Source organism: Leptolyngbya sp. FACHB-60 (assembly GCF_014695775.1).
GTDB lineage: Bacteria > Cyanobacteriota > Cyanobacteriia > Phormidesmidales > Phormidesmidaceae > Nodosilinea.
The window spans coordinates 84,367-106,011 of record NZ_JACJOX010000063.1; the positions used below are offsets into that span (position 1 = coordinate 84,367).

Consider the following 21,645-nt stretch of genomic DNA (forward strand, 5'->3'; position numbering starts at 1 on the left):
TGCCTCGCCCCGCTGTGTGGGGGGAGGGTTCCTAGCGACTAAATCTCCAGCACGCTGAACGTCACCAGCCGCGCCTCTTCGCCCGTGCTCCAGCGGCCCACCTGCTGCCGCCAGTCCTGGGGCAGCTGTAGTTTTGCTGCAAAAATGCCGTAGCCGTTGCGATAGGTCGGTGCCCACTCAGGCGTGAGCACTTGCAGCAACACCCGGCTGTGTGGGTTTGGCTCTGGGTCTAGTAGTTCTGTTTCATCAATCAGCCGCAAAGCCCCGTCAGTCTTGGCCTTGAAAGCCGCATCCTGCCACTTGGCCAGCGCCCCAATCTGTAGCGCCTCGTCGAGGGTAACCAGCGCGGCCACGGCCCAGGCGTAGGTGGGTGCGTAGGCAGGGCCAGAGATCTGCGCGGTGCCCCGGTTGCTGCGGCCCGATAGCTCGGCATAGCCCAGCTCAGAGCGCAGCGCCAGCGGCGTGCCAGCGGGGGAGCGGTTCAGGGTGACGCTGGGCAGGGTTGTGGTGGTGAAGCTTGAGAATGTGTTGCCGGGGATGCCGAGCCTGAGTTCGCCGAGGGCCATGCGATTGCCTTGGGGATGCGTCGCCGGGAGGGTTCCTAGGGGCTGGGTTTCGCTTTGTGCGCACAATGTCCCTACAGCCCGCCGCCCCTCACCATCCCCCTGATCCTTTCCAGCTCAATCGAGACTGAATCTTGAATCGGGTTGTCGGTGTTGAGGTTGTAGGTATTGCCCCCCGCCTGTACCGATCGCCCCGCCTGCACCACGGCAATCAGGCGATCGAGCTTCGACTCCACCGCCCCAGTTGAGGGTTGCGCAACCTGCACCCCAGCCCCGCCTCTGACTGGAGTTCCAGCCATCAGCGCCGCTGTCTGCTTGGCCGTGTAGACATGCCCACCGCGCCGTGGGGTAATCAGCTCCGGCCCCTCCTCACCCACCAGGTAGGTGCCCCCGCCACGCACTGGGCCACCATCGCGCCGCGCCCCGTCAATGCCCGCAGGCTTCGCCGCCTCCAGAATCGCCGCAATCCTCGCCGCACTGGACTCATCCAGCGATCGCTGTTGGGCATTAAATGCCGCCTTCACCTCGCGTTGCTGGGCCTCAAACGCATCGGCGATCGCCCGCTCCGACTCCTCAAATGCCTTATCCTCCAACCGACGCTGCTCAGCCCGCGCCTCATCAGCCTCGGCCCTGGCATCAGCCCGCGCCTCATCAGCTAGCCGCTGCTCCTCAGACCTGGCCTCAGCCTCAGCCGCCTGCGTCTCCTGAAACGCCTGAGCTGCTAGCTGCTGACCTTCTTGAAATGCCTTGGCCTTCTCCTGTAGCTGGGCCTCAAAATCGGCCCTCGCCTGCTCCAGTGGGCTGAGGCTGAGGTCTTCCTGAGCTAGCACTGACCCCCGCTGAGCCAGCACCTCTTTCTCGATTTGGCGGCGCAGCTCTAGGTTTTTGCGCTCCTCCTCAAACTGCTTCTGTAGCTCCCTCCGCTCGGCAGGGTCAGCCTCCTCCAGCTGCACCCGGCGATCGACCTCACTGCCCAAAGCGTCAAACTCGCGGTTGCCCTTATCGCGCTCTGCATCCAACTGCTTCTGGAATGCCTCAGCTGCCGCCTGTTGCGACTTTTGGAACGCTTCAGCCTCGGTCTGCTGCTGCTTCTGGAATGCGCGATCGCTGTTGCGGCGCTCATCTTGGAAGGCGCGATCGTCGGCTTGTAGCTCCTCCTGAAGGGCTTTGTCCTCAGCCCGGCGCTGGGCATCGCGGGCCTCGCTGCGACCGTCGCGGGCGTCGTCAAACTCCTCCTGCGCGGCCTCCTCCGCGTCGGCCTGGCGCTCATCCGCAATGCGCTTCTCTTCGTCACGCTGCTTTTTGAGCGCGTCGGTCTCGGCTTTGGCCTTGGCCTCAGCGGCTTTCTGGGCTTTCTCAGCCGCCTTTTTGGCAGCTTCAGCAGCTTTTTTCTCGGCCTCCTCCTTCGCCTTTAGGGTCTCCTGGGCCAAGGTCACCCGGTCGTTGGCTAGGGTCAGCTCCACTGCCTTGATTTGCTCAGCGGTTTTAACGGCATCCTCAGACCCCTCCTCCTGCCCCTTTTGCAGAGCCTTGAGCTGGTTGAGGAATGTTTTGTTGGCGGCAATGCGATCGTTCAGGGCCTTCTTTTCCCCCGCCGCGACCTCCTCCTGCCCGCCCCCACTTTCGAGGATGGCGGCTTTTGCCAAAGCGGCATCGATCTGGAGTTGCTGGAGGGAGGCGGTGTTCGCTGTCGATAGGTCTTCCAGGCTAGCCGCCTGCTGCTCACTAGCGGCGGTCACCAGGTCGGCGATGTCCTGATTTACCTGGGCGATCCCCTTTCGGGCATCGGCGGCGGCGCTCTCGGCATCCAGGATTTCCTGATTGGCTTTTTTCACATCTTCAGGGTCGAGAATCCCGGCGTCGAGCGCATTCTGGAGCTGTGCCGCAAACCGTCGCGACTCGGCCAGTCGGTCTTCGTACCCCTTCTTTTCAGCCAGCAAAATGTCGCGCTGGCTGCCCCCGCTTTCCAGTAGCTTGGCGTTGGCGTTCTGGGTGTCAGTCTCGATTTTCTGGAGCGCCTGCTGGTTGTCTTCGACCAGGTCGCTGAAGCTATCCACCAGCCCAAAGCGCCGCTGGAACTCCAGCTTTTCCCGCTCCAGAGCCTTAATATTCAGCTCGATCGCCTGAGTGAACTGCCCGTAGGCATCGGTGCCAATCTTGCCAGGGTCGAGCGCCTGCTGCTGGGCATTGAGCGCCGCGATCGCCACGTCGAGGTTTTTGACCTTTGTGGCCGCCTGCGACTGGCTACCGTTGAAGGCTTTGGTTGACTCAATGGCGCGATCGCTAGCGCTAATCAGCGCATCTAGAGCTACCTTCTGGTCGTTGAGCCTCTTCTCCGCGTTGGTCGTGTCGGGCGCTAGCTGCAACCCGGCCAACGCAATGCCTGTCCCAGGGATGATCGACAATGCCTGCCTCAGCCCTGGGACACTGTCAAGAATCCCGTTAATGCGCTCCTGAATTGGGATCAGCTGAGCGGTGATGCCGTCGAGGAAGTCGGTCGGCGGCGGTTCTTTCGGGAACAGGTCGGTAAGTGCATCTTTGGTGGTGTTCGTCGCGTCCAGGGTGCGCTTCAGCTCCAGCTGCGTCTGCACCAGCTGCTGCTCAATCTGCTGCGCCCCCTTGCGCAGTTCTGCCCCGCCATCGCCGAAGCGCCCTACAGCAACCGACACCGCCGCGATCGCCCCCGCCAACAGCGCAAACTTAGCCGCCACCGCTGCTGTGGATGCCGCCGCCGTTTGGAAGCTAGCAGCCGAGGCCTGTGCCGTCGCCGCACTGGTAGCCAAGCTCTGAGAGAGCAGCAGGCTAGAGCGGGCCGTGTTGCCCTGCGCCGCACCCAGCAGGGTGACGCTGGCTGTAGCAGCTCCAGAACCCGCCACCAACGACACCAGCCCCGCCGCAATCTGGCTGAATGTGCCTGCGATCGCCACCGCCCGAACCGCCACCATGCGAATCAGCAGCGCCTGAAATGCTGCCTCCAGCAGCGCGGTGTTGTTGGTTAGCGGCTGAACCGCCTGCACCGCCGCATTGAGCACATTCACCAGCGCGGTGAATGTCGGGACCAACGTACTCAGCAGGCTGCCCCCAATGCCGCCCGCCGTCGCCCCAATGCCCGCCAACGCCCCGGCAATGCGGGATAGTGCCCCGACAAACTCGCCGACCTTCTTAGCCCCCTCTACAAAGCTGTTGGCCAGGTTCTGCACCAGCTGCGGGTTGGCAGCCAGCGCGTTGGTCACGTTGTCGAGCTGTGCGGCGATGCCCTCGCTGATGATTTTGGCAACGTCATTGAGCGCCGTGGCCAGCTGCGTCGCAATCTGCGGGTTCGCCTGGAGCACCTGGGTAAAGCGCGTCCCCGCATCCTCGATCGCGGTGAATGCGTCGCCCGCCTCAATAATCTGGTTGATGATGTCGGTGAGCAGCCGGATCGCGCCCTCCAGCCCCGGCGCAAACGCCTCGCCAAACTGGTTTCGCAGCGTGTCGATAGAGCCGCCAATCAGGTCGAGTGAGCCCTTAATGCCCTGCAAAAGCTGGGTGCCCGTCTTAACCGCCGCGCCCTCGCCCTGCTGGGAGAGGATCTTGACCTCCTCAGTCACCTCCTGAATGCGCTCAACCGAGGCGTTGGCGATTGTCTGGAATGCCCGCCCGCCCTCGATGCCAAACAATGCTTTGAGTACCAGGTCTTGGTCGCCTGCGCTCAAGTTGCCCAGGCCTGCCTGAATCTCAGGGATAACCTCTAGCAGGTCGCGCACTTGCCCGTCAGAGCCGCGCACACTGGCGGATAGCAGGTTGAAGGCTTCGGTAGCTTTTTTGTTGCCCTTCACCAAGTCGCCAACTTCAGAGTCGGCCCCAGCGCTGGCCGTTTTGAGGCGATCGAGCGCTGCCGCTAGGTTGGTGCCCGCCTGGCTGCCCTGAATACCGGCGTCGCCCAAAATGCCGAGCAGCACAGAGGTGGTGCCCAGGCTCTGGTTTGCAGCTGCGGCGGTGGGGGCTAGGAATTTCAGCGACTCACCCAGGCCTGCAACGCTGGTATTGGTGGCGTTTGCTGTGGCCACCAGAATATTGGAAACCTCCAGGCTCTGGTCAGCAGCCAGGCCAAACGCTCGCAGCGTTTTGCCGACGATGTCGCCTACCAGTTCGAGGCTCTCCCCGGTCGCCTCCGATGCTCGGGCAATGCCCTCCAACGCCTCGGCTGTCTCCTCAGCGCTGAAACCCGCTCGGGTCAGCGATACCGCCGTGTTGGCAATCTCAATCGGGGTCTTTGATGTGGCAATCCCCAGTCGCTCAATCTCAGTCACCAGGGCCGCAAAGGCTGGCGTCCCTAAGCTTTGGCTGATGGCCCCCGCCTGGCGGATCGCGCCCTCGAATTGCACAAAGCTGCCGATGCTACCTGCAACCGTGTTTTTGACGCTGGCGATCGACTTGTTGAATGCTTGAAAGCCCACCTGCGTGAGCTGTTGCCCAAACCCCTGGAGCACGCCCTGGAAGACGGCATTAAGCGACTTGGCTTCTCTCGCTAGGCCTTGAGTTTCAGTCTTCGCCTGTCCCAGCGCTGCCGTCAGCTCGCGCACCTGCTCGTCGGGCAAGTTGAACGCCGTGCCCAACTGTCGAGCCAGGGCGTTGGTTTCCTTCGAGTCCTTGCCCAACTGCGCGATCGCCTTCTGCACCCCGAGCACATCGCGCACGGTCTGTCCCGCGCCACCGCTGGCAATTTTGACGATTAATTCTGTTTCAGTGGCCACCGCAAACCCCCGCTATTACGGGGTGAGGGTTCCTAGCCCTTAGCCTTCGCCCGTGGCAGATCCGCTGGCCGCTGCTGCTTACCCCAGCCCCCCGATGCTGCCGCTGCGGCCTTCTCCCGCTGCTCCCCAGCCCACGCCTTGAAGCGGGTATCGTCTTTCTCTTCGGCTGACATCGAATGCCACGCCCGATCCTCCAGCATCCCGAGCACCACCCGCGCCGGTTCGCTAGTCGCTAGCCTGAACGCCTCCTCAGCGCTGGTATCGGGTTGTGCCGCGATCGCCGCCAGCAGGCTAATGAAATCGTTATGCGATTGCTCGGTGCTGGGCTTGCGAGGGTAGCGTGGTTCCGCTGCCGCATTCAGCACCAGCAGCGGCGATGATACCGGGCCATCGTCGCCCTGATGGCCAAACAGCAGCCAGCCCAGATCTGACGGCCGCACCCAGTCAGGGTCGATGCCGTTCAGCTCCAGGGCGCGACCTACGAGCCACGCAAACCGCTGGTGCTCCCGGTACAGCGCCTCAATGGGCCGCTCGTCGCCCTCTTCTAGCCCCTCCAGCAGTTCTTGCAGCTCGGCCATGCGATCGCCAAACTCAAAGATGCCCTTGCAGCTACAGCCGGGGATGATGCGAAACCCGCCGCGCACTGGGATCTCAAGGTCGCCTGTGGTCAAAAATTTGTAGGTGGTCATCACGCCCCCGGGTACTGCCAGCGGGCGCGATAGCCGCGCAGGTCAATGTGGGTAAAGCCCCTGCCGTAGGCCAGGCCGCCCCGGCTGCCCCACCACGGGTTAAGCGCGGCATAGACATCCTTGGGCCTCATCCCCGGCACTGCAAAGTCAACCGCGTCGCCGACGGTATGGCGAGACCCCGAAGCCCCACCGATCGCGGCATTCACAGCCGGAGGCCGGTAGCCAGAGGTGATGATAAAAGACCGATCCCCCAGAAGGGTGCGCGCCTGCTCCAGCGCCTTGGCAATGCCGACCATGTGCTTGCTCACGCTGGCATTGGCGGGCATCCTTGAGCCGCCCTTGGTCAGCTCAGCCCAGGTGAAATTCTGGCAACCATCGACAGGCGACAGTAGCCCCCGTGGCCCCAACCCTGCGATCGCCACAACCGTGCCCTTGGTGACTTTCTTAATGACGGCATCCTTGGGGTTATTGCCCGGCAGGTTGCCCTCAACAGCCGCGTGGCCTGAGTACAGGTGCCAGGTATTTCGCCCGCTGGGGTGCAGTGCGGCGAGGTCGTTTTTGGCTGGGTCAAACGTGACAACAATGTGGCTATCGGTAGCATCGGCGTAAGCCAGGATGGGATAATCTCCCGCTGCCAGGCTGGCCTTTTCGTCGGCCCCCAGCAGTGCCGATTGGACGGGCGATCGCTTGAGAATAGTTGGTGCGCTGACTGTGAGCGTTGGCATAGGTGGCCCTCTGTGCGCGTGCAGCCTGAGGGTTCCTAGGGCAAAGAAAAGGGCCAGCCGCCGAAGCGATTGGCCCTATTTGGAGAAGAACGTCATGAACACAAGCAGATGATTCCTACGCGGCGAGAACTAGGGCGCGATCGCCAAAGCCCTCACCGCACTAGGCCTACACTCCGGGGAAGATCTCCCGGTAGGGGTGGCTCCAGCCGGAGGGAATCGCGGCCAAGAACTCCATCGAGAACGTAGGCACTTCGCCGGTCAAAGGCAGCTCGGTCACGTTGATCAAATCCAAAGCGGGGAACTCGATTAAGCTCTCCTCAGAACCGAAGCCAAACACCTTACCGCGAAACGTCAAACGACCCAGCGCAGTAGCATTACCTGCCCCGCCGAATCCCTTGATGTTGGTGTAGGTGGTCGGCTTGGTGTAGGTGATCGTGTGCCCTTCTGCAGAAGAGTGGAACACCAACCCAGCCGGGGCCGCAGTTTTGTACTGGTATTCACCGCTGTTGGCAGGGGCCGTGGCGTTGGTGGCGGTGCGAGTCAGAGGGCCAACGATATCGTCGTACACGATGAACAACTCAGAGTTGCCCACAGTCACGGCTGCATCGGCGATCGTCACCGCGCTGTCCAGGATTACATCGGTCCGCACAGGGAACGCGACCGTGCTGAAGATCTTGGGCAGGTGGCCCATAATCAGCGGGCGGTTGGGGTAGCTGACAAACTGGGTGGTCAGGGTGAAGTTGTGGGTCGTCGCGCCCTGGGCAGCGGCTACAGTTTGTTGCCGACCGCCGACCTGGCCCTGAGCTTCCAGGGTTTCAGTCTCAGCGTTGTAGGTAAATTCAAAAAACGAGTTGGGGTACAGCTTCTGGCTTTTGCCAGTGCCGTCGCCCAGGGCCGTAGTGGCCAGGTAAGCGTCGCCGATGCCGCGCATGGGGGAAGTCCTCTTCGGAGTGCGAGAGGAGGGTTCCTAGAGGCGGTTCGACTGGAGTTCCAGTCGCTAGAGCTTATCGATCACCTGCACCTTGAATTTCACTTCGCCACCCCAGTAGTCGCCGGTGCGATCCTGAAACTGGAAGCCGATAATCTCTAGCCGCCCCAGCCCTGGCACTACCTTGCCCTGCATTGCGGCCTCTAACTGATTGGGCAGCGTATACATTCCTGTCTGCCCACGCAGCAGTTTCGCCCGCAAGTCACAGACGATCTCGTAGCTCCGCGCCTGCACCTTCAGATCCATGCTGGGGCGATCGCTGGGCTTGATGGCTGCCAACGCCACAGTGATGACGGCGGGGTAGTCATCCGGCAGCCCAAACGCATTCGCCTCATCCGGCATCGCTCGACAGAGAATGCCGTTTTGCCGTAGCGGTTCGAGCAGAGCCATCAGCGACTCCTCGCAGGCAGTGAAATTGAGCATGGGTCTCCCCGATGTGTGGGGGGAGGGTTCCTATCGAGGCATTGACGAGGATCTATGCGGCCATTGAGCAAAGCCCCTAGGGGTTAGCTTTTATGGTTTTGCTTCAAATCATAGACTCGCCCATGGCCACCGTCGCACCCGTCTCATGGTGAGACGATCTGACGAAAGAATGCGGGTTTTGGGGCTGTCTCACCTGAGACGAAAAGAGGCGCAAGGTAGCAGCGCCCGGAAGCCCTTATAAAGCGTCGATTTCTACTAGACGTAATCCCAATTCTGTAGAGTAGGATGGGAAAACAGCGGAGGGAGCCATGAGTACAAATGGTCAGGCCAAAGTCTTGACATCTAGCGAGATTGCTCAACTATTTTCGGCGATGGATTCTCCACGCGATCGCGCCCTGTTCGGCATCATGCTCTACTGCGGTCTGCGGGTGAGCGAGGCGATCGCGCTGCGACCCGGTGACCTCAAAGGTGATGTGCTGGTGCTACCCGCTAAGGCGACGAAGGGCAAGCTGGCCACCCGGCAGATCGACATTCACCCCAGGCTGGCTGAGCTGCTGGCCGACTATGGCAACGGAGGGGCTGAGTACCTGTTCCCCGGTCGCCATGGCCGAGGGCGGTTGGCGCGATCGTCGGCTGACTGGCTGCTCGACCAGGCGCTGGCCTATGCCGGGCTCGATGGACTGGGGATTAGCACCCACAGTTTCAGGCGCACGGCTCTGACCAACCTGAGCAATGTTGGGGTGCCCCTGCGGGTGATTCAGGAGATTAGCGGCCACCGTAGCCTAGCTAGCTTGCAGCGCTATTTAGAGGTCAGCCCTGAGCAGAAGAAGGCGGCGATCGCGGCGTTAGAGTTTTGAAGCTAAATCCCATCGGCCCAGACCGTGCGCAACACCAGGCGACCCGCCAGGCGATCGCCCAAAATAGCTTCCACCCCAAACGCGCCGGGGATATTGGCTTCCCAAAAGAACTCGCCGCGCAGCGCCACCTTGTCAGCGTTGTCGGCCTCGAAGCTGGCCAGCTCCGCCGCATCCTCAAAAACCTCGGGCAGCACAAAGCCATCGCCCATGCCCACCCGCCAAAACGTGCAGCGCCCCGCCTGCTCACTCTGGACCCCCTGGGGCATCAGCGATGGGCTGATGAGATAGCCCGCCACTTTTTGACCAGACAGTTGCCCGTCGCGGCTTTCGGGGCTTTGGTAGGCGTTGTCTTTCTTGGGCTTTAGAAAAGCTGTGAGCACCACGCTCTCGGTATCCACGCTGGGGCTGCCCAGAGCGTTGGTGCTGGTCGTGCCTGTGGGCACCTCAAAGAGGATTGTGCAGTTGGCAGGGAGTAGGGCCATGGCAGCGGTAAAGTGCTGCCGGGAGGGTTCCTAGGGGTTGCCCTCTGCCTGGATGGTAAAGCCGCCATCGTAGCCGCCGCCCTTGAACGATCGCAGGGAAGCCGCCCCAACTGGCGTAATTTTCCAGTGATAGCGACAGTTTGCCGATCGCGCTGAGCCTAGCAGGGAAGCCACCCGTGCCTCGCTAATAACCAGGCTGCCTGACTGCACCGTGGCGGTGTTGCCCGCGTCAGGGCGAGTCAGGCCGCTGCCTAGAGCCAGCACCACATTGGGTGTAGTCGACTCGGGGATACCTTTGGCGGTGAGCCGGTAGATCCGCAGGGCGATCGCCGCATCGGCATAGGTGATTGCAGGGTCTTCCCCGGTGGGCTTAGTAAACGTCCAGGTCAGTCCCGCCACGTCTGAGCCTGAGTAGATTGTCTTTTTGTTGAGGTCGTCAGTCACAGTCGCAGCTCTCAAGATCGAGTGTTGGCATGAGAGTGCCCACACTCAAATCTGGGAGCCGGGAAGCCAACACCAACGCAGGGTATTCGCCCGCCAGCTCCAGCCCTGGCACCAACGCGCTGATATGCACACAGGGCACACAGCGGGCAAAGCGCCGGGGCGTTGCGCCGGGGTTGAGGCCGAGCGGGTGAAGATCACCCTGTAACCCTAGTGGGTAGAGGCTCATGGCCGTCGCACCCGCTTGACGGCCGTGGCTGGGCTGGTGGCCAAATTGCCGTCTTCGTCGCGCAGGTCAAAGACTGCGACCACATTGCCCGCTGCGTCTTTCTGGGTAGCGGTGCTGTTGGCGTAGTCGATCGCATGGTCGCCGATCGCAACGGCCTGACCTGCAACCTTGGCGGCTTGCAGGTCAGCGCGATCGCCTGGCAAGAACCCGCCATCAACCTCAACCGTGACCGGCGTTGGTAGAACCGTTACTGCCACATCTTCTGGTTTTGCCACCGGGTAGGCCGCGATCGCCGCGCTTGCCGCCTCTTGGGTTTGTGCTGCCGTCAGCGGCTTCTCAAACTCAGCGCCACTCCAGTCAAACGCCGGAATGCCCGCCACAAATACACCGCCCCTCAGCAACACCGCCCCGTAGGTGCCTTCCGCCCCGGCCATCGTGGCTCGGTAAAGCCCTGGCAGCGTGGCGCTTTCGGTCACTGCGATCGGCGGGGCGGCAGGCTCAAGGTCGCCACTGGCCCCGATGAGCCGCACCAATAGCTCTGCTGCTAGCCCTGAGAGGCTACTGCCCAGTGTAAAAACCAGTTGATTATCCATTGTTTAATTCCTTCTTGTTACCTACCTAGGGCTGCATTGACGACAGGCAGTATGGTGTTTGCCAGCAGGGTGTGCCCCAGCGCCGTGGGGTGAGTGCCATCGAGGTAATAGGTAAGGCTGGTAGTGTCTTGCATCTCAGGAATAGCAGCCACATTGGCCAAGCGCGGAAAATTAATAGTGTCTGCTGCCAGCGCTGCATTGTATGCCTGCTGCTGTGTCAGGAAGTTAGCAGGGGTGTCTAATCCGCTACGGGGGAGAGTGTTCACGAACACGATGGGCAGCGCTGGGTAAGCAGCCCTAACGTTTTGGACTAAAGTTATTGCCCTGTTGTAGGTCTCTTGGCCAGTAGCACCAAAGTACATATCATTAGTGCCGCCCCACAAAATCAGGCAGTCAAATGGCTTTTCGGCCAGGTGAGTCAGTATGTTTGAGTTCATCTGAATCAATGTTTGGCCACCGACTGCATAGGTGGTGTAATTGTCGGCCCGTACAGCAGCAACCTTGAAGGGGTAGCGATCTTCTGCCGGTACGCCTTGCCCGGAGTTGACTGAGATTGAATCTCCATCGATTCCAATCTCAGCAGTAATAACACCGCCTCTGCTTACAAAGAGAAAATTTAGTAAAGCTTCAAAACTCAGCCACTCATTTTGAGTCAGCGCGCCATTGCTAACAAATAGGCTAAGCAGCGGCCCTGTAAACGCAGAGTTCACGTTTACTTGGGTGGCGGTTCCGGTGTTGTTGTTATTCCTCGCAAACCCCAGCATAATCACGTTTGGCGGGGTGCCGGGGGCTGCCGTCGTGCTTCCAACTACTGTTCGCTTGTTGTATACCTGCATCAAATTCGCGGCAGACCGAACGCAGTATTTAGCGCCCAAATTTGTCATTGACGGCAGATCTCTGCGGTTGGCTAGGCTAAAAGCAGCGAATGAAGAGTTGCCGACGGTGTTGCTATAGCCCGAGAAAATAGCGTCAGTTCCATTCCTAAACCCACCGAACTCAATCCCGGAACTTGCTGCAATAGCCGCACTGTTGAACCACCCGAAGCCGGCTTGATTCGGATCGGTGATTCCCGTGGAAGGATTGAAGTTCAGGTTCAAGAATCTAGAGTTGCCGCCCTGCACGCCGGTAGCTAAAACATTGGCAGCCAAAAAGCCAACATTAGCCATGCCAGCAAAACCCCGGAAAGGCACTGCGATCGGCCCCACATCCCCCGCTGAAGCCGGAGCCAGCCAGAGCCCCGCTATTTTGCTCTTGTAGGTATCCCAAGAGATGCCAGGCATCCACTGAGTTGAAAACGCAGTATTTAAGATTCCTGCCTGCGCAGAGGATAAAGGCGTTGAGGCAGAAGGGTTGTAGGCGCTTTGGTAAGCAATTACGTCTGGGTGAAGTTCATTGTCGACAGTCACCGAGTAAACGCACAGGGCATCAGTGTCCGCAGTGCCAAAGAACTTGATTTCTAGTAATGCCGATCTGCCAGCTGCGATATTAGTCGGCCTAGCTGCTCTCAAGAACTGCCAGCCAGATGGAAGCGTCAGGCCTCTGGTCGCGCCACCTGCCAGCAGTTGCACCCATACAGATCTACCCGCAGCCCTATTGCTGGTAGTTAGCGTCAGGTTCCCGGTCAAAGATATCGATTGGTAGCTGCCTGTCAGCGCCGCCATATCAAGGTTTACCGTGGCTGCGGCCCGTGTGGCGACGGTTGATTGCAGCCCAGCCTTGGCGTCCAGTGCCGTCGCTAGAGCCGCAGGCTGCACCGCCGTCTCAGCCAGTAGCCCCTGGGCAGCGGTAGCGGCCCCCAGCGCAGCCGGACTTAGATTGGGCCGCCCCGCTAGGTCGCCATAAGCCCCCGTCAGCCCTACCGTCGCGATCGCACTCAAATTCGCCTTAGCATTCAGCGCTATCTGCTGCGGCCCCGAAACGGGCTTGGCTGAGTCGAACGTGTTGTCGACGTTCGCCAGCCCCACGTCAGCTTTGGCCAGGGTGACGTTGCCCGCCTTACCCGCCACCGTCTGAACCGGCGCAGCAGCAGCGGCCACCGCGTCAAAGTCGGCGATGGTTTCGGCTAGCTGGATACCTTCGTGGTTGGCGCGATCGCGGTTGGCAGTGTCGCGGCCATCTAGCTCGGCGCGAACACCAGCAACGGCTGCATCGGTTGAAAATTGAGGCATGACGGCAGCGGTATAGTGCTGCCGTGAGGGTTCCTACTGGGCTAGGTCGATCGGCCTCAGGCTGAGTGCCCCGCTGAGTGCCCCATTGGCATCTACTGATTTCCCAGGTATGGTCGTGCGGCGGAGAGAATGCGCCATCCTAACGATGGGTTGAGAATAGTGCCTAGTGATTGAGGCGGCACATCTTGAGGCAGCTCTCCCATGCTTGCGACAGGCTTGTCTGACAGTACAATTCGATGCTGATATGGGTCATCAGAATCGGACTCAACCAAGTAGGCCCCCATCTGTAGCTGTGGATGATGGGCGATGAAAATAGGATCTTTTAGTTTGGTTCTCATTTGATTATGGTGATCTCTACATTGTTTTCTTGAGCCCACTGCTGGATTTCAGGGGTGGGCCTAGTGCCCTTTGTGAATGTCAATCCTGCAATATCCGAGGCCTGAACCTGCCCGTGGACCTGAGCTTCAGTGTAAGCGCCTACAGTAGCTCGGTTCAGCTCAGCGACGTTCTTCGCTCTAGCCATGCCCTGCAATGCTGCCCCGGTGTCAGGGTCATCGACCACCCTCTCCTCGCCAATCGCAGCGCCTCGGATAGCACCCGCCGCACTGTAGTCTTTAGCAGGCACAGGCAACCCCCCAGCGAACGAGTCTTGCCCCGCTACAGTGGCCCGGTCTTTAGCCTCGGCCTTTAGCCGCACAGCCACGGCTCCGTACCCTGCCGCACCAGTATGTGCCGCATTGTCTATGTCTGCCGTATCTGCCATGTAGCCATAGATAGGCCGCTGTGCATAGCCATTGTCAGCGATCGCAGCCCCAAACATAAACGACTCTTGAGAGTCCCGTCGGTTTTGATAGTCAAGGATATAGTAGGCTTCGTCGGTGATATCGTCGTCGCTATCTCTTAGGGCTCTGGCAAACGGGTCTTTGCCTTTGGGCAGCGTTACGCCTTCCGGTGCCAGACGTCCAGCCGCCAGTTCACCAGAGGCCTTGAACCTCCCATCAGATATGATCTGCCCTAAAACTTGCGCGTCGGGCACCCGGATATAGATGTCTGATTTGTCCAGGATCTTCTGGGCATTAGACTGGGCTTTGCTGACGGTGTCTTGCCCAAACTTATCGACTAGGGCTTGGTTAACCTTTGCTGCCGTGTCTGCCCTGCTGATGATTGCAGGGTTTGTCGGGCTAGGAGACGGGGTACTAGGCAGTGGCTTCGCTACAACCTTCGCCGCTGGCTTCGGTGCCACAGGCGGCGCATCCCCCGGCTTCCACACAGCCTGGGGCGCTTCAGTCAGGCCCGCCCGCTTCTCCCAGTAGGTGGGGCCGTTGTTGGGCTTGGTGCCCAACTTGGCCATCTCCTCCAGGCGGGTGGTCTTATCGGCTGCGATCGCCGCGTCATCCGTCCATCCCCGCTCTGCCCACTTAGGCAGCCAAGAACAGGTTATGCACCTGCATCTCGGGTGGCTTGGGGCAGTTACCTCGCCTAGCTTATAGACGTTGCCGTGCCGGGCCAAACAGTAACTACACAGCCTTTCGGAGGGTGTAGCCAGCCACTGGATATGGGTTATGCCATTTTCGGCATACCGCTGCTGAGTGGCGGTATCAAAGCTCGACATGATCTCGGTGCGAGCGATCGTCTCGGCCTTCGACTTCAGCTGAGCCAGCCCAAACTGCCCCTGCATCTGCTCATTGCCGCGCAGCATCCTGGCCACCTTCTCAGCGCCCCACCCTTGCAGCAGGCCCTGTTCGACCACGCCAGAGACAGCGGTCTTGAAGTTGTCGTTGTAGCGGTAGAGCCGCTGCACCCCGTCACGTGCCTGGGCGATCGCAGCCTCAATGGGCACGGTCGTAAATTCTTGGAGCGGGTAGCCAGGGTCGCGGGCACGCACCAGCTCATCGGCCATCTTGGCCCCGCTCTCGTGGCTGATTTGCAGCGCCTCAGTCATCAGCGCCTCGTACTCGCCCTGCATCTCGGGCCGCACGATCGCCAGGGTCTCGCCCAGCTGCTCCATCAGCAATAGCCGCCGCTGCACCGCATAGAGGGAGCCGTCGCTTTGCCATCTGGGGTAGAGGCTGCGTAGCTCGCGCTCCAGGTTGCGGTAGCTGGCGTCGAGGCTGTCGGCGATGCGGTCTGTCACCGCCGCGTCGAGTTCGGTGGTGGCCGAGTCGTAGCGGGCCACGATGCGCTCGATATCGCTGAAAGACCTAGTCGCCATTGGGGTCTTTGATGGTGATGCCGAACGAAACTTTTGCCCCTGGGTTGGCGCTGGCGATGTTGAAGGCGATCGCTAAAAACTGGTCGACCGGGATACCGTCGACGCTGCTGCCCAGAAAAACGTCGACGCCAGGGATCTGGTAGTTGCGGGCGCTAGATGACTGGGGCGCGATCGCCTCATCCGTCTGCTTTTTGGCTTTCTTTTTGCCCACGAAAAACCCCCAGGATTGCTACGTCCTGAGGGTTCCTAGGGGTTAAGTTCGGGTGGCCTAGCGATTGATCCTCACCGAGTTGCCCCCTAAGCTACCCCCGTTTTCCCGCTCAATCTCGCGCCGTTCGCAAGGGATAAACAGGGCATTCAGCAGGCGCTTGGCATAGCGCCGCATGTTGGCCTCATGGCCTGCGTAACGGCTCCCCAGCGCCCACTCCAGCACGTCGGCCTTAATCAGCCCCGCCTGGTCAGCCCCGGCGAAGATCGCCGCCTCAGCCTTCTGGTAGTTCTCAATCCAGCCCTCGATTTTGGCCACCTGTGCCTCGCCAGCAATCACCGGCACGCGCTCAAGTTTGCGCTGCACCAGCTCCACCCAGCGAGGGGCATCGGCGGGCAGGCCCAAGATCTCCAGCACGTCGGCGCGGGTTTGCTCAATGTCGGCGAAGGGCATTAGTCGTTACCCCAGGCTGCGATCGCGGCGGGGTCGGTGGTGTAAGGCGGCTTCAGGATTTTGGGGTTTAAATCCCACACCTGTTGCAGCGACTCATAGCCACCATCGGGGCGGTTTTCGAGGATTGCTTTGGCCGCGCCCTTGCCGATGGTGGGCACGATTTCGACCTCACGCACGGTGCCGAGGCTGTTAAAGACCACCAGTGCTTTGGGCACCGCTGGGGTAGGGGCGATCGCGTTGACTGGAGTTCCAGTCGGGGGCTGGGGGGTGTTGCCTGGGGGCAACGGTGTTGCCGGGGTGGTTGCGATCGCCTGGGCAGCCAGTAGCCGCCGCTGGCGCTGAAATCCTGTGATTCCCATGGGGGTGCTCGGTAGAGGGATGGGTGGGGCGGAAGGCCGTCCCGGTGTGGCTATCTAGCCGTTGGTGCGAAGGGCGGCGATGGGAACGTTTTTGCGCTCCATCACGCGAACCCACGATGCGGCGGTTTCTAGTTCGGCGTCGGAGGGGGTTTGACCTGCAACAACACCTTGCCAGCGAACACCTTTGCAGTGCATCAGGAAGTGGCGGCGGTTGGTCAAGAACCCTTGGCCAGCCAGGATGTCGCGGTCATACTCGACGGCGATTTGCTGGTTGAATTCGCCCATGGGCATGGGGTCTTCACCAAAGGCGATCGCGCCGTTGCCGAACAGGTAGGTCGTGTAGATAAATCCGCTGGTGCCGCCAGCCACTTTGGGCATGGTGTCGTCAACGATGACGGTCTTACCGCGATAGGTGCGGATAGGGGTTGCGCCCTGCTCAGCGGGGGCCAGAAACTCAATCAGGTTTTGCTTTTCGAGTTCCCAGTAGATGTCGCTGTGCATGGCGATACCGGCGAAGGCATCCAGGCGATCGCCCAACAGGGAGAAGGCATCAATCACAGCACCAGAGCTGATTAGGTTGCTAGCGGCGGCAGCGTTGCCGTCGGCGATAGAGATGTTCTTGACGTGCTCGTTAACCATGGTGGTGCTGGCGAAGATGCCCTTGAGCATCAGCAGCAGCGTGGTCTGCATGTCGCGAACCCAGTAGTCGGCAACCAGGTCAGCGATCGCGCCGCCGGGGTCAGCCCCAGACAGAGCACGGGCTAGGTCTTGGCTAGACCAGGCATCGCCGCGCCGCTGAACCACAGCCTCGTCTTGGCTAGCGGTAATCTTTTTGGTTGCAAGGGGAACGGTCTCGCTCAGGCCCTGGGAACGACCAGACAGATCCTGGAAGAACGGCATCTGGACGGTTCTAGAGCCCCGAGTGATGAGGTCGTTGTAGCGGGTGTCGGTCTCGACTAGGCCGCTTTGGATTAGCTCAGATTTTTGGGCGGTGCGCTCCTGCATGTAGGGCACCCAAATTTCGGGCTCGATGATATCGGCAATTGAGGTAACTTGGCTGGCCACGGTAAGGCTCCTGCTAGTGCGTGTGGTGTTTGCGTTTCGCCTCGGCACTGCCTCTGGCGTGGCCCCCACAGGGGGCGCGTTGTGGGGGGAGCATTCCCACGCGCAAAAAAGCCCCAGCGCAGTGGCCAGGGCGTGAGGTTGTAAGCATGTATGCAGGGTTAAAAGGCCAGCCAGTGCCGCATCCTTTTCAGCACGTCGTCGCTGGTATGGCCGTCAAATGGTGGGGCAGATTCCAGCTCATCGGCGCGGCACAAGTCCCATAGGCGATCGGGTAGGTGGTAGGTAATCGAGTTGCCAAACGTGGCTATGCCGCAGATGAACCAGCCCTCGTAGCTGCTGCCGTCATCGTGCTTGCGCGACTTCCATGCGGAGGTGATGCCGTAGGGCCTGCTGCTGTCGAACGACTTGAGCAGCGCGAGAAACAGCATGTGCCGGTGCTCGTAAAGCTCATCAAATGTGTGGTAGCCGTCTGAGGTTTTGCCGGGGATGCAGGGGACAAAAGACTCTGTCCCTGTCGCCTCGCTTATAACTTTGACCCCTGGGACTGTGTCGAGCATGGTGGCGGCTCCGAGATTGAGAGAGTATCGCCACCATGATGCCCTATCTACTTACCTGCCTCTGCCTTCAGGCGATCGTAGAGGGGCTTGTTGGTCTTAAAGAGCTTCATCTGCTCGGTGAGGTTGCCTGCGCCCTTGAACGGGTTGGGACCGCTAAAGCCACCGCCGCCGGTGTTGCCCGCGCCAGTGCTGCCTGAGCCGCTGCCACCCTTGGGCTTGAACAGGTAGGCCTCAGATGGACGCTGGGCTAGGTCTTGGACGAACTGCGCCGGGGTTTGGCGGTTGAAGTCGCCCAGGTCGATGAACAGGCTGCCCTGCTCGTCAAGGGTGAAGCGATCGCCGTGGAGCCGCAGGAAGTGGTCGGGGTTGATGACACCATACTCAGGCTTGCTCAGCTCTGCGATCGCGTTGGCCCGCAGCTGCGCGGCTTTGTTGGCAGCGGCCTCAGCTTCGCGCTCTGCCTTGACGGCCTCGATTTTGGTGGTGTAGTCAGCCTCAAGCTCTTTGCGAACCTGGGCGAATTTGGCCTCCAGGTCACCGGCTGAGGTGGTAGCCGTGGTGCCTGTAACTTTGGCGGCTTCGAGGTCGGTCTCTAGCTGGCGGGCACGGTCTTTGGCGGTCTTGGCTTCGTTCAGCAGCTCGTCGCGGTTGGCGAGAATGCGGCGCTTCTCAGCGTCAAATGCTTCGGTGGCGGTGGTCAGGCGGTTCACTTCGGCCTGGGCATCGCCGGATAGGTATGCGATCGCGTCGTCAAGGCTGGTGAAATCTGCGCGTAATTGCATGGTCTGGTTCCCACGGGGAGGGCCACTGGCCCGGTACGCAGGGAGGGTTCCTAGGGCTTTTAGCCGGTGCGGCGGGTAGCATTAAGGCATTGCGCCTGGTTCATACGGAGGGTTTCTAATGCTCAGCAAAAGTTTCAGGCTGCTGCGGCTAAAGCTTTCAGAGGCTCTATGGCGGTGGAGCTTCAAGGTCAAGCCGAAAGAGCGATATAAATTAGTCCGCTTTAGTCATCAGGTGGTCAGTGGTATCGACAGTGACGGGAACGTCGAGACCATCGAAGCTGAGGGATTTCGGCGGGTAGGATAGGGGCACCACCACCAAGTTTTGAAGCAGATGCTCTCACCCGAAAATTTAGAGCGGTTTATGTCAAGCCTGGGCAGGTTTTTTGGGCCAGATGATGGGGCCGCGCTACGCCTGGCAGATCGCACCCCCCTACTGCCAGAGCAGGCGCGATCGCTCATCCGAGAGCATGGGCAGGAGTTTGCCGAGCGAGTGGGGGAGTTGGTGTCGCTGGCTTGGAGCGTAGAGCGGGCGGTGGAGGTGGTGAGCGGGCGCGATGAGCAGGGCTACCGGCTAGTTAGCCAGTACATGGACTTGCCCCGCCCCCTAGAGGGGCATGAGTTAACAGACGAATACGCCAATCATGTCGCTGCCACCTACGCCAGTCAGTGCGAAGAAATACGCGTACGCGGTGAGCTGGTGTCGCGGGGTTTCGATTTCGATAGAGCGGTGGAGGCACTGTCGAGCAGTGGGCGTTCCACCTTGCCAAAGCCTATCGGCTACTACAATCGCCTGCCCCAATACCCAAGCTGCCCCTACCCGCCCCGCCACGGCACCCCCAGCAGCTTTGTGGAGGTGTGCGGCGATGAGAACGTGGGGCGGGTGCAGACTGCCTGCGATCGCTGCGCTTTCTACAGCCCACCGCCCAGCTGCATGAGCAACAGCGCCAGCGACCCAGCGCTAACCTGCGCCCTGCACCCTCTGGGGCGACCTGAGGGGCGTTGCGGCGATTGGGAGGATAGACGCACCGAAGCGGCGGCGATGGCTCGGGGCAGGGCAGAACTGAGGGCGAGGGAGGCGTATGGAGAGGCGATAGTGCGGCGGCGACAGCCTGAGGCTGAAGCTGAGATTGAGTTGATGAGACGACGGACTGAAAGGGCGGTGCAGGCCATCACGCAAGCTCACCAGCGATCGCTACTGCCAGGCGATGCGGTCACCCACGAAACCACCGAGGAGACCTGGCAGTGGGTGCAGCATTCCGATGGCGGCCAGCATCGGGTCTTGCTCAGCCGCACCACCACCCGCCACTATGCTGATGGGCGGCGTGAGATTGTGACTCAGGAGTCAGAGCGGTCGCCCAGGATCGAGGCCCGCACCTTCATAAACGGCATTGAGCAAGTGGTGTGGTTTGAGGGAGGCCCCGGCGATCGCGTGCTGCCTGAGCGACCTTGGCTGTACCCCTAATCCTCTTCGTCGCCCTCATCTTCAGCCACCGCCACAGGCTTGGGCAGCGCACCCTCCAGAATGCCGTTGGGCACCGCTGGCCGCTCTGTCTGCTGCGTAAACTCGCCGTCGAGGCGCTCCATCTCTGCGGCTGGCGTCCAGTCGTCGGGCAAGCCGATTTCGCCGTGCTGGAGTAGCCCCAAGAAGGTCTCGGTGCTCAGCTTGCCAGCGTTCACCACGCCGGTCAGGGCGCTGAGGAATTGAGCATCCATCGCGGTGAGGTCAAAGTCGCGGTTGACGGTGGTTGTGGGGGCCTTGGCGGGGTCGATGCCCATGTAGGCGCAGTGCAGTTTCAGCGCACCGTCAAGCGCCTGCTGTAGGTTCTGGGCGAGGATAGATAGCTGTGAGTCGCCCTGGCTGCGATCGAGGCGCTTGGCCTCTGCGCTCTCACCGACGTTCTTCTGACTGGTCATCGTCGACAGGCCCAGCTGCATCATCTCGCTGGCGATCGACTGGAGGCGCTCAAAGTTAGGCTTGAATGCGTCGGGGCTGAGGGTCACCCACTCGGCGCGGGCCTCTGGGTTGGGCAAGCAGACCGCCTCATTCACGCTGCCCACGCTGCCCAAGTCTTCAGGGCTACAGCCAAAGAAAAACAGCCGGGGCACCGCCGCAACGTGGAGCGAGTTATCCATGTCCGCGCTGATTTGGTAGTGGCGAATATTTAGATGCAAAACCTCAATCATGGGGGGCGAGGTCTTGTGGCCCCGGCGATCGCTGTGGATGAACACGAACGGCAGCTCTGTCAGCCCGTCCATGTCGATCGGCCCAGCCTCAACCATCAGCCACTCGCCCTCTTTCTCAGGGTCTTCCTGCCAGATCTGGTAACTCACGCTGCGGCTTTCGCTGCCGTCTTCACGGGTCGCCATGCCCACGCCATAGACCAGCACCTGCTCTACGTCTTTCTCGCCCCATTCGCCATCGGCCACGGTCACCGACTGGAGCAGCCGCACCTGGGTGCGCTTCTTCAAGCCGTTGGTGGTGGTGTGGCGCTCGGCCAAAATGCGGGGGCCAGGGTAGAGGCTCCAGTAGGGGCGAATGCCTTGGGCCTGTTGGTCTGCCAGCGTGGCGAGGCCTTCCGTGTTGGGGTAAATAATTTCGATGCCTGCGTGGCCGCAGTGGATGGCCTCACACAGCGCGTCATAGGCGAACTGCTGGAGGTCGCTGCCCTCTTGGTCGCAGTCGTCTAGGTGGCCGGTCACCGCTGCGTCAGTGTCATCCTCGCCGGGTTTGTAGCCTGCGATCGCCCTAAATTCTGGCTCACTCAGACCGCCGGTATTGGCGACGCGCACGGGCTTTCTGAGGATTTGGCTGGCGAAGGCACGCACCAGGCGAGTGTAAATAGGTGTGAGGGTGGCACGGCCCAGGCGTCGGTTGTAGGCGTCGGGGTCTTCGCCGGGTTCCATCGGCAGGTAGGCCTCGCCCAGCTCGCGCATGGTGCGGGTGCCTGCTCTCACGGCCTCTACGTCGGCCCAGTCGGCACTCAGGCGCTGGTGGTCAAGGCTGGGGGTGCGAACGGTGGTTTTGTCGCTGCCCTTGGGGTCGCCATGCTTGGCCGTGGTGCTGGGGCCAGGGGTGGCAAAGAGGTGGTCGCGTTCGTAGTTGATGGGCATGGAA

At 60.9% G+C, this 21,645-nt stretch carries 21 protein-coding genes; 2 read left to right on the forward strand and 19 right to left on the reverse strand.

The features are described 5' to 3' along the window. Positions 1–38 precede the first annotated feature (38 nt). The 6 genes from H6F57_RS23470 to H6F57_RS23495 form a co-directional block, all read right to left on the reverse strand. Positions 39–566, reverse strand: a complete 528-nt coding sequence (locus tag H6F57_RS23470) for a hypothetical protein (protein ID WP_190631114.1) — start codon at positions 564–566, stop codon at positions 39–41. A gap of 71 nt (positions 567–637) precedes the next feature. Beyond that, positions 638–5,299, reverse strand: coding sequence for a phage tail tape measure protein (locus H6F57_RS23475; protein ID WP_190631116.1), 4,662 nt, complete (start codon positions 5,297–5,299; stop codon positions 638–640). A 32-nt stretch (positions 5,300–5,331) separates the two neighbouring features. Continuing rightward, positions 5,332–5,988, reverse strand: a complete 657-nt coding sequence (locus tag H6F57_RS23480; RefSeq protein WP_190631118.1) for a hypothetical protein — start codon at positions 5,986–5,988, stop codon at positions 5,332–5,334. Continuing rightward, a complete protein-coding gene (locus H6F57_RS23485) occupies positions 5,988–6,713 on the reverse strand; it encodes a D-Ala-D-Ala carboxypeptidase family metallohydrolase (RefSeq protein WP_190631120.1) in 726 nt (241 codons plus the stop codon). The genes H6F57_RS23480 and H6F57_RS23485 overlap by 1 nt, the downstream gene beginning before the upstream one ends. A gap of 166 nt (positions 6,714–6,879) precedes the next feature. Next, complete coding sequence (locus H6F57_RS23490; RefSeq protein ID WP_190631122.1) at positions 6,880–7,644, reverse strand: hypothetical protein; 765 nt, start codon at positions 7,642–7,644, stop codon at positions 6,880–6,882. 66 nt (positions 7,645–7,710) lie between these two features. Then, positions 7,711–8,124, reverse strand: a complete 414-nt coding sequence (locus H6F57_RS23495; protein ID WP_190631124.1) for a hypothetical protein — start codon at positions 8,122–8,124, stop codon at positions 7,711–7,713. A gap of 308 nt (positions 8,125–8,432) precedes the next feature. Here H6F57_RS23495 and H6F57_RS23500 point away from each other — a divergent pair, with 308 nt between their 5' ends. Beyond that, positions 8,433–8,981, forward strand: coding sequence for a site-specific integrase (locus H6F57_RS23500; RefSeq protein WP_190631125.1), 549 nt, complete (start codon positions 8,433–8,435; stop codon positions 8,979–8,981). 2 nt (positions 8,982–8,983) lie between these two features. On the opposite strand, the gene H6F57_RS23505 is transcribed toward H6F57_RS23500, so the two are convergent. From H6F57_RS23505 to H6F57_RS23560, 12 genes are all read right to left on the reverse strand, one after another. Next, positions 8,984–9,463 carry a hypothetical protein gene (locus H6F57_RS23505; RefSeq protein WP_190631127.1) on the reverse strand — a complete coding sequence of 160 codons (480 nt, stop codon included), beginning with the start codon at positions 9,461–9,463 and terminating at the stop codon, positions 8,984–8,986. Positions 9,464–9,493: 30 nt separating this feature from the next. Continuing rightward, complete coding sequence (locus tag H6F57_RS23510) at positions 9,494–9,907, reverse strand: hypothetical protein (protein ID WP_190631129.1); 414 nt, start codon at positions 9,905–9,907, stop codon at positions 9,494–9,496. After that, on the reverse strand, positions 9,900–10,133 hold the full coding sequence (locus tag H6F57_RS23515) for a hypothetical protein (protein WP_190631131.1): 234 nt from the start codon (positions 10,131–10,133) through the stop codon (positions 9,900–9,902). The genes H6F57_RS23510 and H6F57_RS23515 overlap by 8 nt, the downstream gene beginning before the upstream one ends. Then, positions 10,130–10,726: a hypothetical protein gene (locus tag H6F57_RS23520; RefSeq protein WP_190631133.1), complete on the reverse strand. Its 597-nt coding sequence runs from the start codon at positions 10,724–10,726 to the stop codon at positions 10,130–10,132. The genes H6F57_RS23515 and H6F57_RS23520 overlap by 4 nt, the downstream gene beginning before the upstream one ends. Before the next feature lie 17 nt (positions 10,727–10,743). Then, positions 10,744–12,894, reverse strand: a complete 2,151-nt coding sequence (locus H6F57_RS23525; RefSeq protein WP_190631135.1) for an SGNH/GDSL hydrolase family protein — start codon at positions 12,892–12,894, stop codon at positions 10,744–10,746. A gap of 334 nt (positions 12,895–13,228) precedes the next feature. Continuing rightward, a complete protein-coding gene (locus tag H6F57_RS23530; RefSeq protein WP_190631137.1) occupies positions 13,229–15,106 on the reverse strand; it encodes a minor capsid protein in 1,878 nt (625 codons plus the stop codon). Beyond that, positions 15,096–15,317 carry a hypothetical protein gene (locus H6F57_RS23535; protein WP_190631139.1) on the reverse strand — a complete coding sequence of 74 codons (222 nt, stop codon included), beginning with the start codon at positions 15,315–15,317 and terminating at the stop codon, positions 15,096–15,098. The genes H6F57_RS23530 and H6F57_RS23535 overlap by 11 nt, the downstream gene beginning before the upstream one ends. 57 nt (positions 15,318–15,374) lie before the next feature. Continuing rightward, complete coding sequence (locus H6F57_RS23540) at positions 15,375–15,767, reverse strand: hypothetical protein (RefSeq protein WP_190631141.1); 393 nt, start codon at positions 15,765–15,767, stop codon at positions 15,375–15,377. Further along, positions 15,767–16,126, reverse strand: coding sequence for a hypothetical protein (locus H6F57_RS23545; protein ID WP_190631143.1), 360 nt, complete (start codon positions 16,124–16,126; stop codon positions 15,767–15,769). The genes H6F57_RS23540 and H6F57_RS23545 overlap by 1 nt, the downstream gene beginning before the upstream one ends. Positions 16,127–16,180: 54 nt before the next feature. Continuing rightward, complete coding sequence (locus H6F57_RS27740) at positions 16,181–17,191, reverse strand: major capsid protein (RefSeq protein ID WP_190631145.1); 1,011 nt, start codon at positions 17,189–17,191, stop codon at positions 16,181–16,183. Between the two features lie 158 nt (positions 17,192–17,349). Continuing rightward, a complete protein-coding gene (locus H6F57_RS23555) occupies positions 17,350–17,748 on the reverse strand; it encodes a hypothetical protein (RefSeq protein ID WP_199289980.1) in 399 nt (132 codons plus the stop codon). A 47-nt stretch (positions 17,749–17,795) separates the two neighbouring features. Then, on the reverse strand, positions 17,796–18,530 hold the full coding sequence (locus H6F57_RS23560) for a hypothetical protein (protein WP_190631147.1): 735 nt from the start codon (positions 18,528–18,530) through the stop codon (positions 17,796–17,798). Positions 18,531–18,861: 331 nt separating this feature from the next. Here H6F57_RS23560 and H6F57_RS23565 point away from each other — a divergent pair, with 331 nt between their 5' ends. After that, on the forward strand, positions 18,862–19,992 hold the full coding sequence (locus tag H6F57_RS23565) for a hypothetical protein (protein WP_190631149.1): 1,131 nt from the start codon (positions 18,862–18,864) through the stop codon (positions 19,990–19,992). Here H6F57_RS23565 and H6F57_RS23570 read toward each other — a convergent pair. Further along, positions 19,989–21,641 (reverse strand): DUF4055 domain-containing protein, encoded by a 1,653-nt coding sequence (locus H6F57_RS23570; protein ID WP_190631151.1) that lies wholly within the window; start codon positions 21,639–21,641, stop codon positions 19,989–19,991. The genes H6F57_RS23565 and H6F57_RS23570 overlap by 4 nt on opposite strands. Between the last annotated feature and the right edge of the window lie 4 nt (positions 21,642–21,645).

Bases quoted from the DNA above. Each gene is read 5' to 3' on its own strand.
- H6F57_RS23470 (WP_190631114.1), bottom strand. From the start codon at position 566: ATGGCCCTCGGCGAACTCAGGCTCGGCATCCCCGGCAACACATTCTCA.
- H6F57_RS23480 (WP_190631118.1), bottom strand. From the start codon at position 5,988: ATGACCACCTACAAATTTTTGACCACAGGCGACCTTGAGATCCCAGTG.
- H6F57_RS23485 (WP_190631120.1), bottom strand. From the start codon at position 6,713: ATGCCAACGCTCACAGTCAGCGCACCAACTATTCTCAAGCGATCGCCC.
- H6F57_RS23490 (WP_190631122.1), bottom strand. From the start codon at position 7,644: ATGCGCGGCATCGGCGACGCTTACCTGGCCACTACGGCCCTGGGCGAC.
- H6F57_RS23495 (WP_190631124.1), bottom strand. From the start codon at position 8,124: ATGCTCAATTTCACTGCCTGCGAGGAGTCGCTGATGGCTCTGCTCGAA.
- H6F57_RS23500 (WP_190631125.1), top strand. From the start codon at position 8,433: ATGAGTACAAATGGTCAGGCCAAAGTCTTGACATCTAGCGAGATTGCT.
- H6F57_RS23505 (WP_190631127.1), bottom strand. From the start codon at position 9,463: ATGGCCCTACTCCCTGCCAACTGCACAATCCTCTTTGAGGTGCCCACA.
- H6F57_RS23515 (WP_190631131.1), bottom strand. From the start codon at position 10,133: ATGAGCCTCTACCCACTAGGGTTACAGGGTGATCTTCACCCGCTCGGC.
- H6F57_RS23520 (WP_190631133.1), bottom strand. From the start codon at position 10,726: ATGGATAATCAACTGGTTTTTACACTGGGCAGTAGCCTCTCAGGGCTA.
- H6F57_RS23525 (WP_190631135.1), bottom strand. From the start codon at position 12,894: ATGCCTCAATTTTCAACCGATGCAGCCGTTGCTGGTGTTCGCGCCGAG.
- H6F57_RS23530 (WP_190631137.1), bottom strand. From the start codon at position 15,106: ATGGCGACTAGGTCTTTCAGCGATATCGAGCGCATCGTGGCCCGCTAC.
- H6F57_RS23540 (WP_190631141.1), bottom strand. From the start codon at position 15,767: ATGCCCTTCGCCGACATTGAGCAAACCCGCGCCGACGTGCTGGAGATC.
- H6F57_RS23545 (WP_190631143.1), bottom strand. From the start codon at position 16,126: ATGGGAATCACAGGATTTCAGCGCCAGCGGCGGCTACTGGCTGCCCAG.
- H6F57_RS23555 (WP_199289980.1), bottom strand. From the start codon at position 17,748: ATGCTCGACACAGTCCCAGGGGTCAAAGTTATAAGCGAGGCGACAGGG.
- H6F57_RS23560 (WP_190631147.1), bottom strand. From the start codon at position 18,530: ATGCAATTACGCGCAGATTTCACCAGCCTTGACGACGCGATCGCATAC.
- H6F57_RS23565 (WP_190631149.1), top strand. From the start codon at position 18,862: ATGCTCTCACCCGAAAATTTAGAGCGGTTTATGTCAAGCCTGGGCAGG.
- H6F57_RS23570 (WP_190631151.1), bottom strand. From the start codon at position 21,641: ATGCCCATCAACTACGAACGCGACCACCTCTTTGCCACCCCTGGCCCC.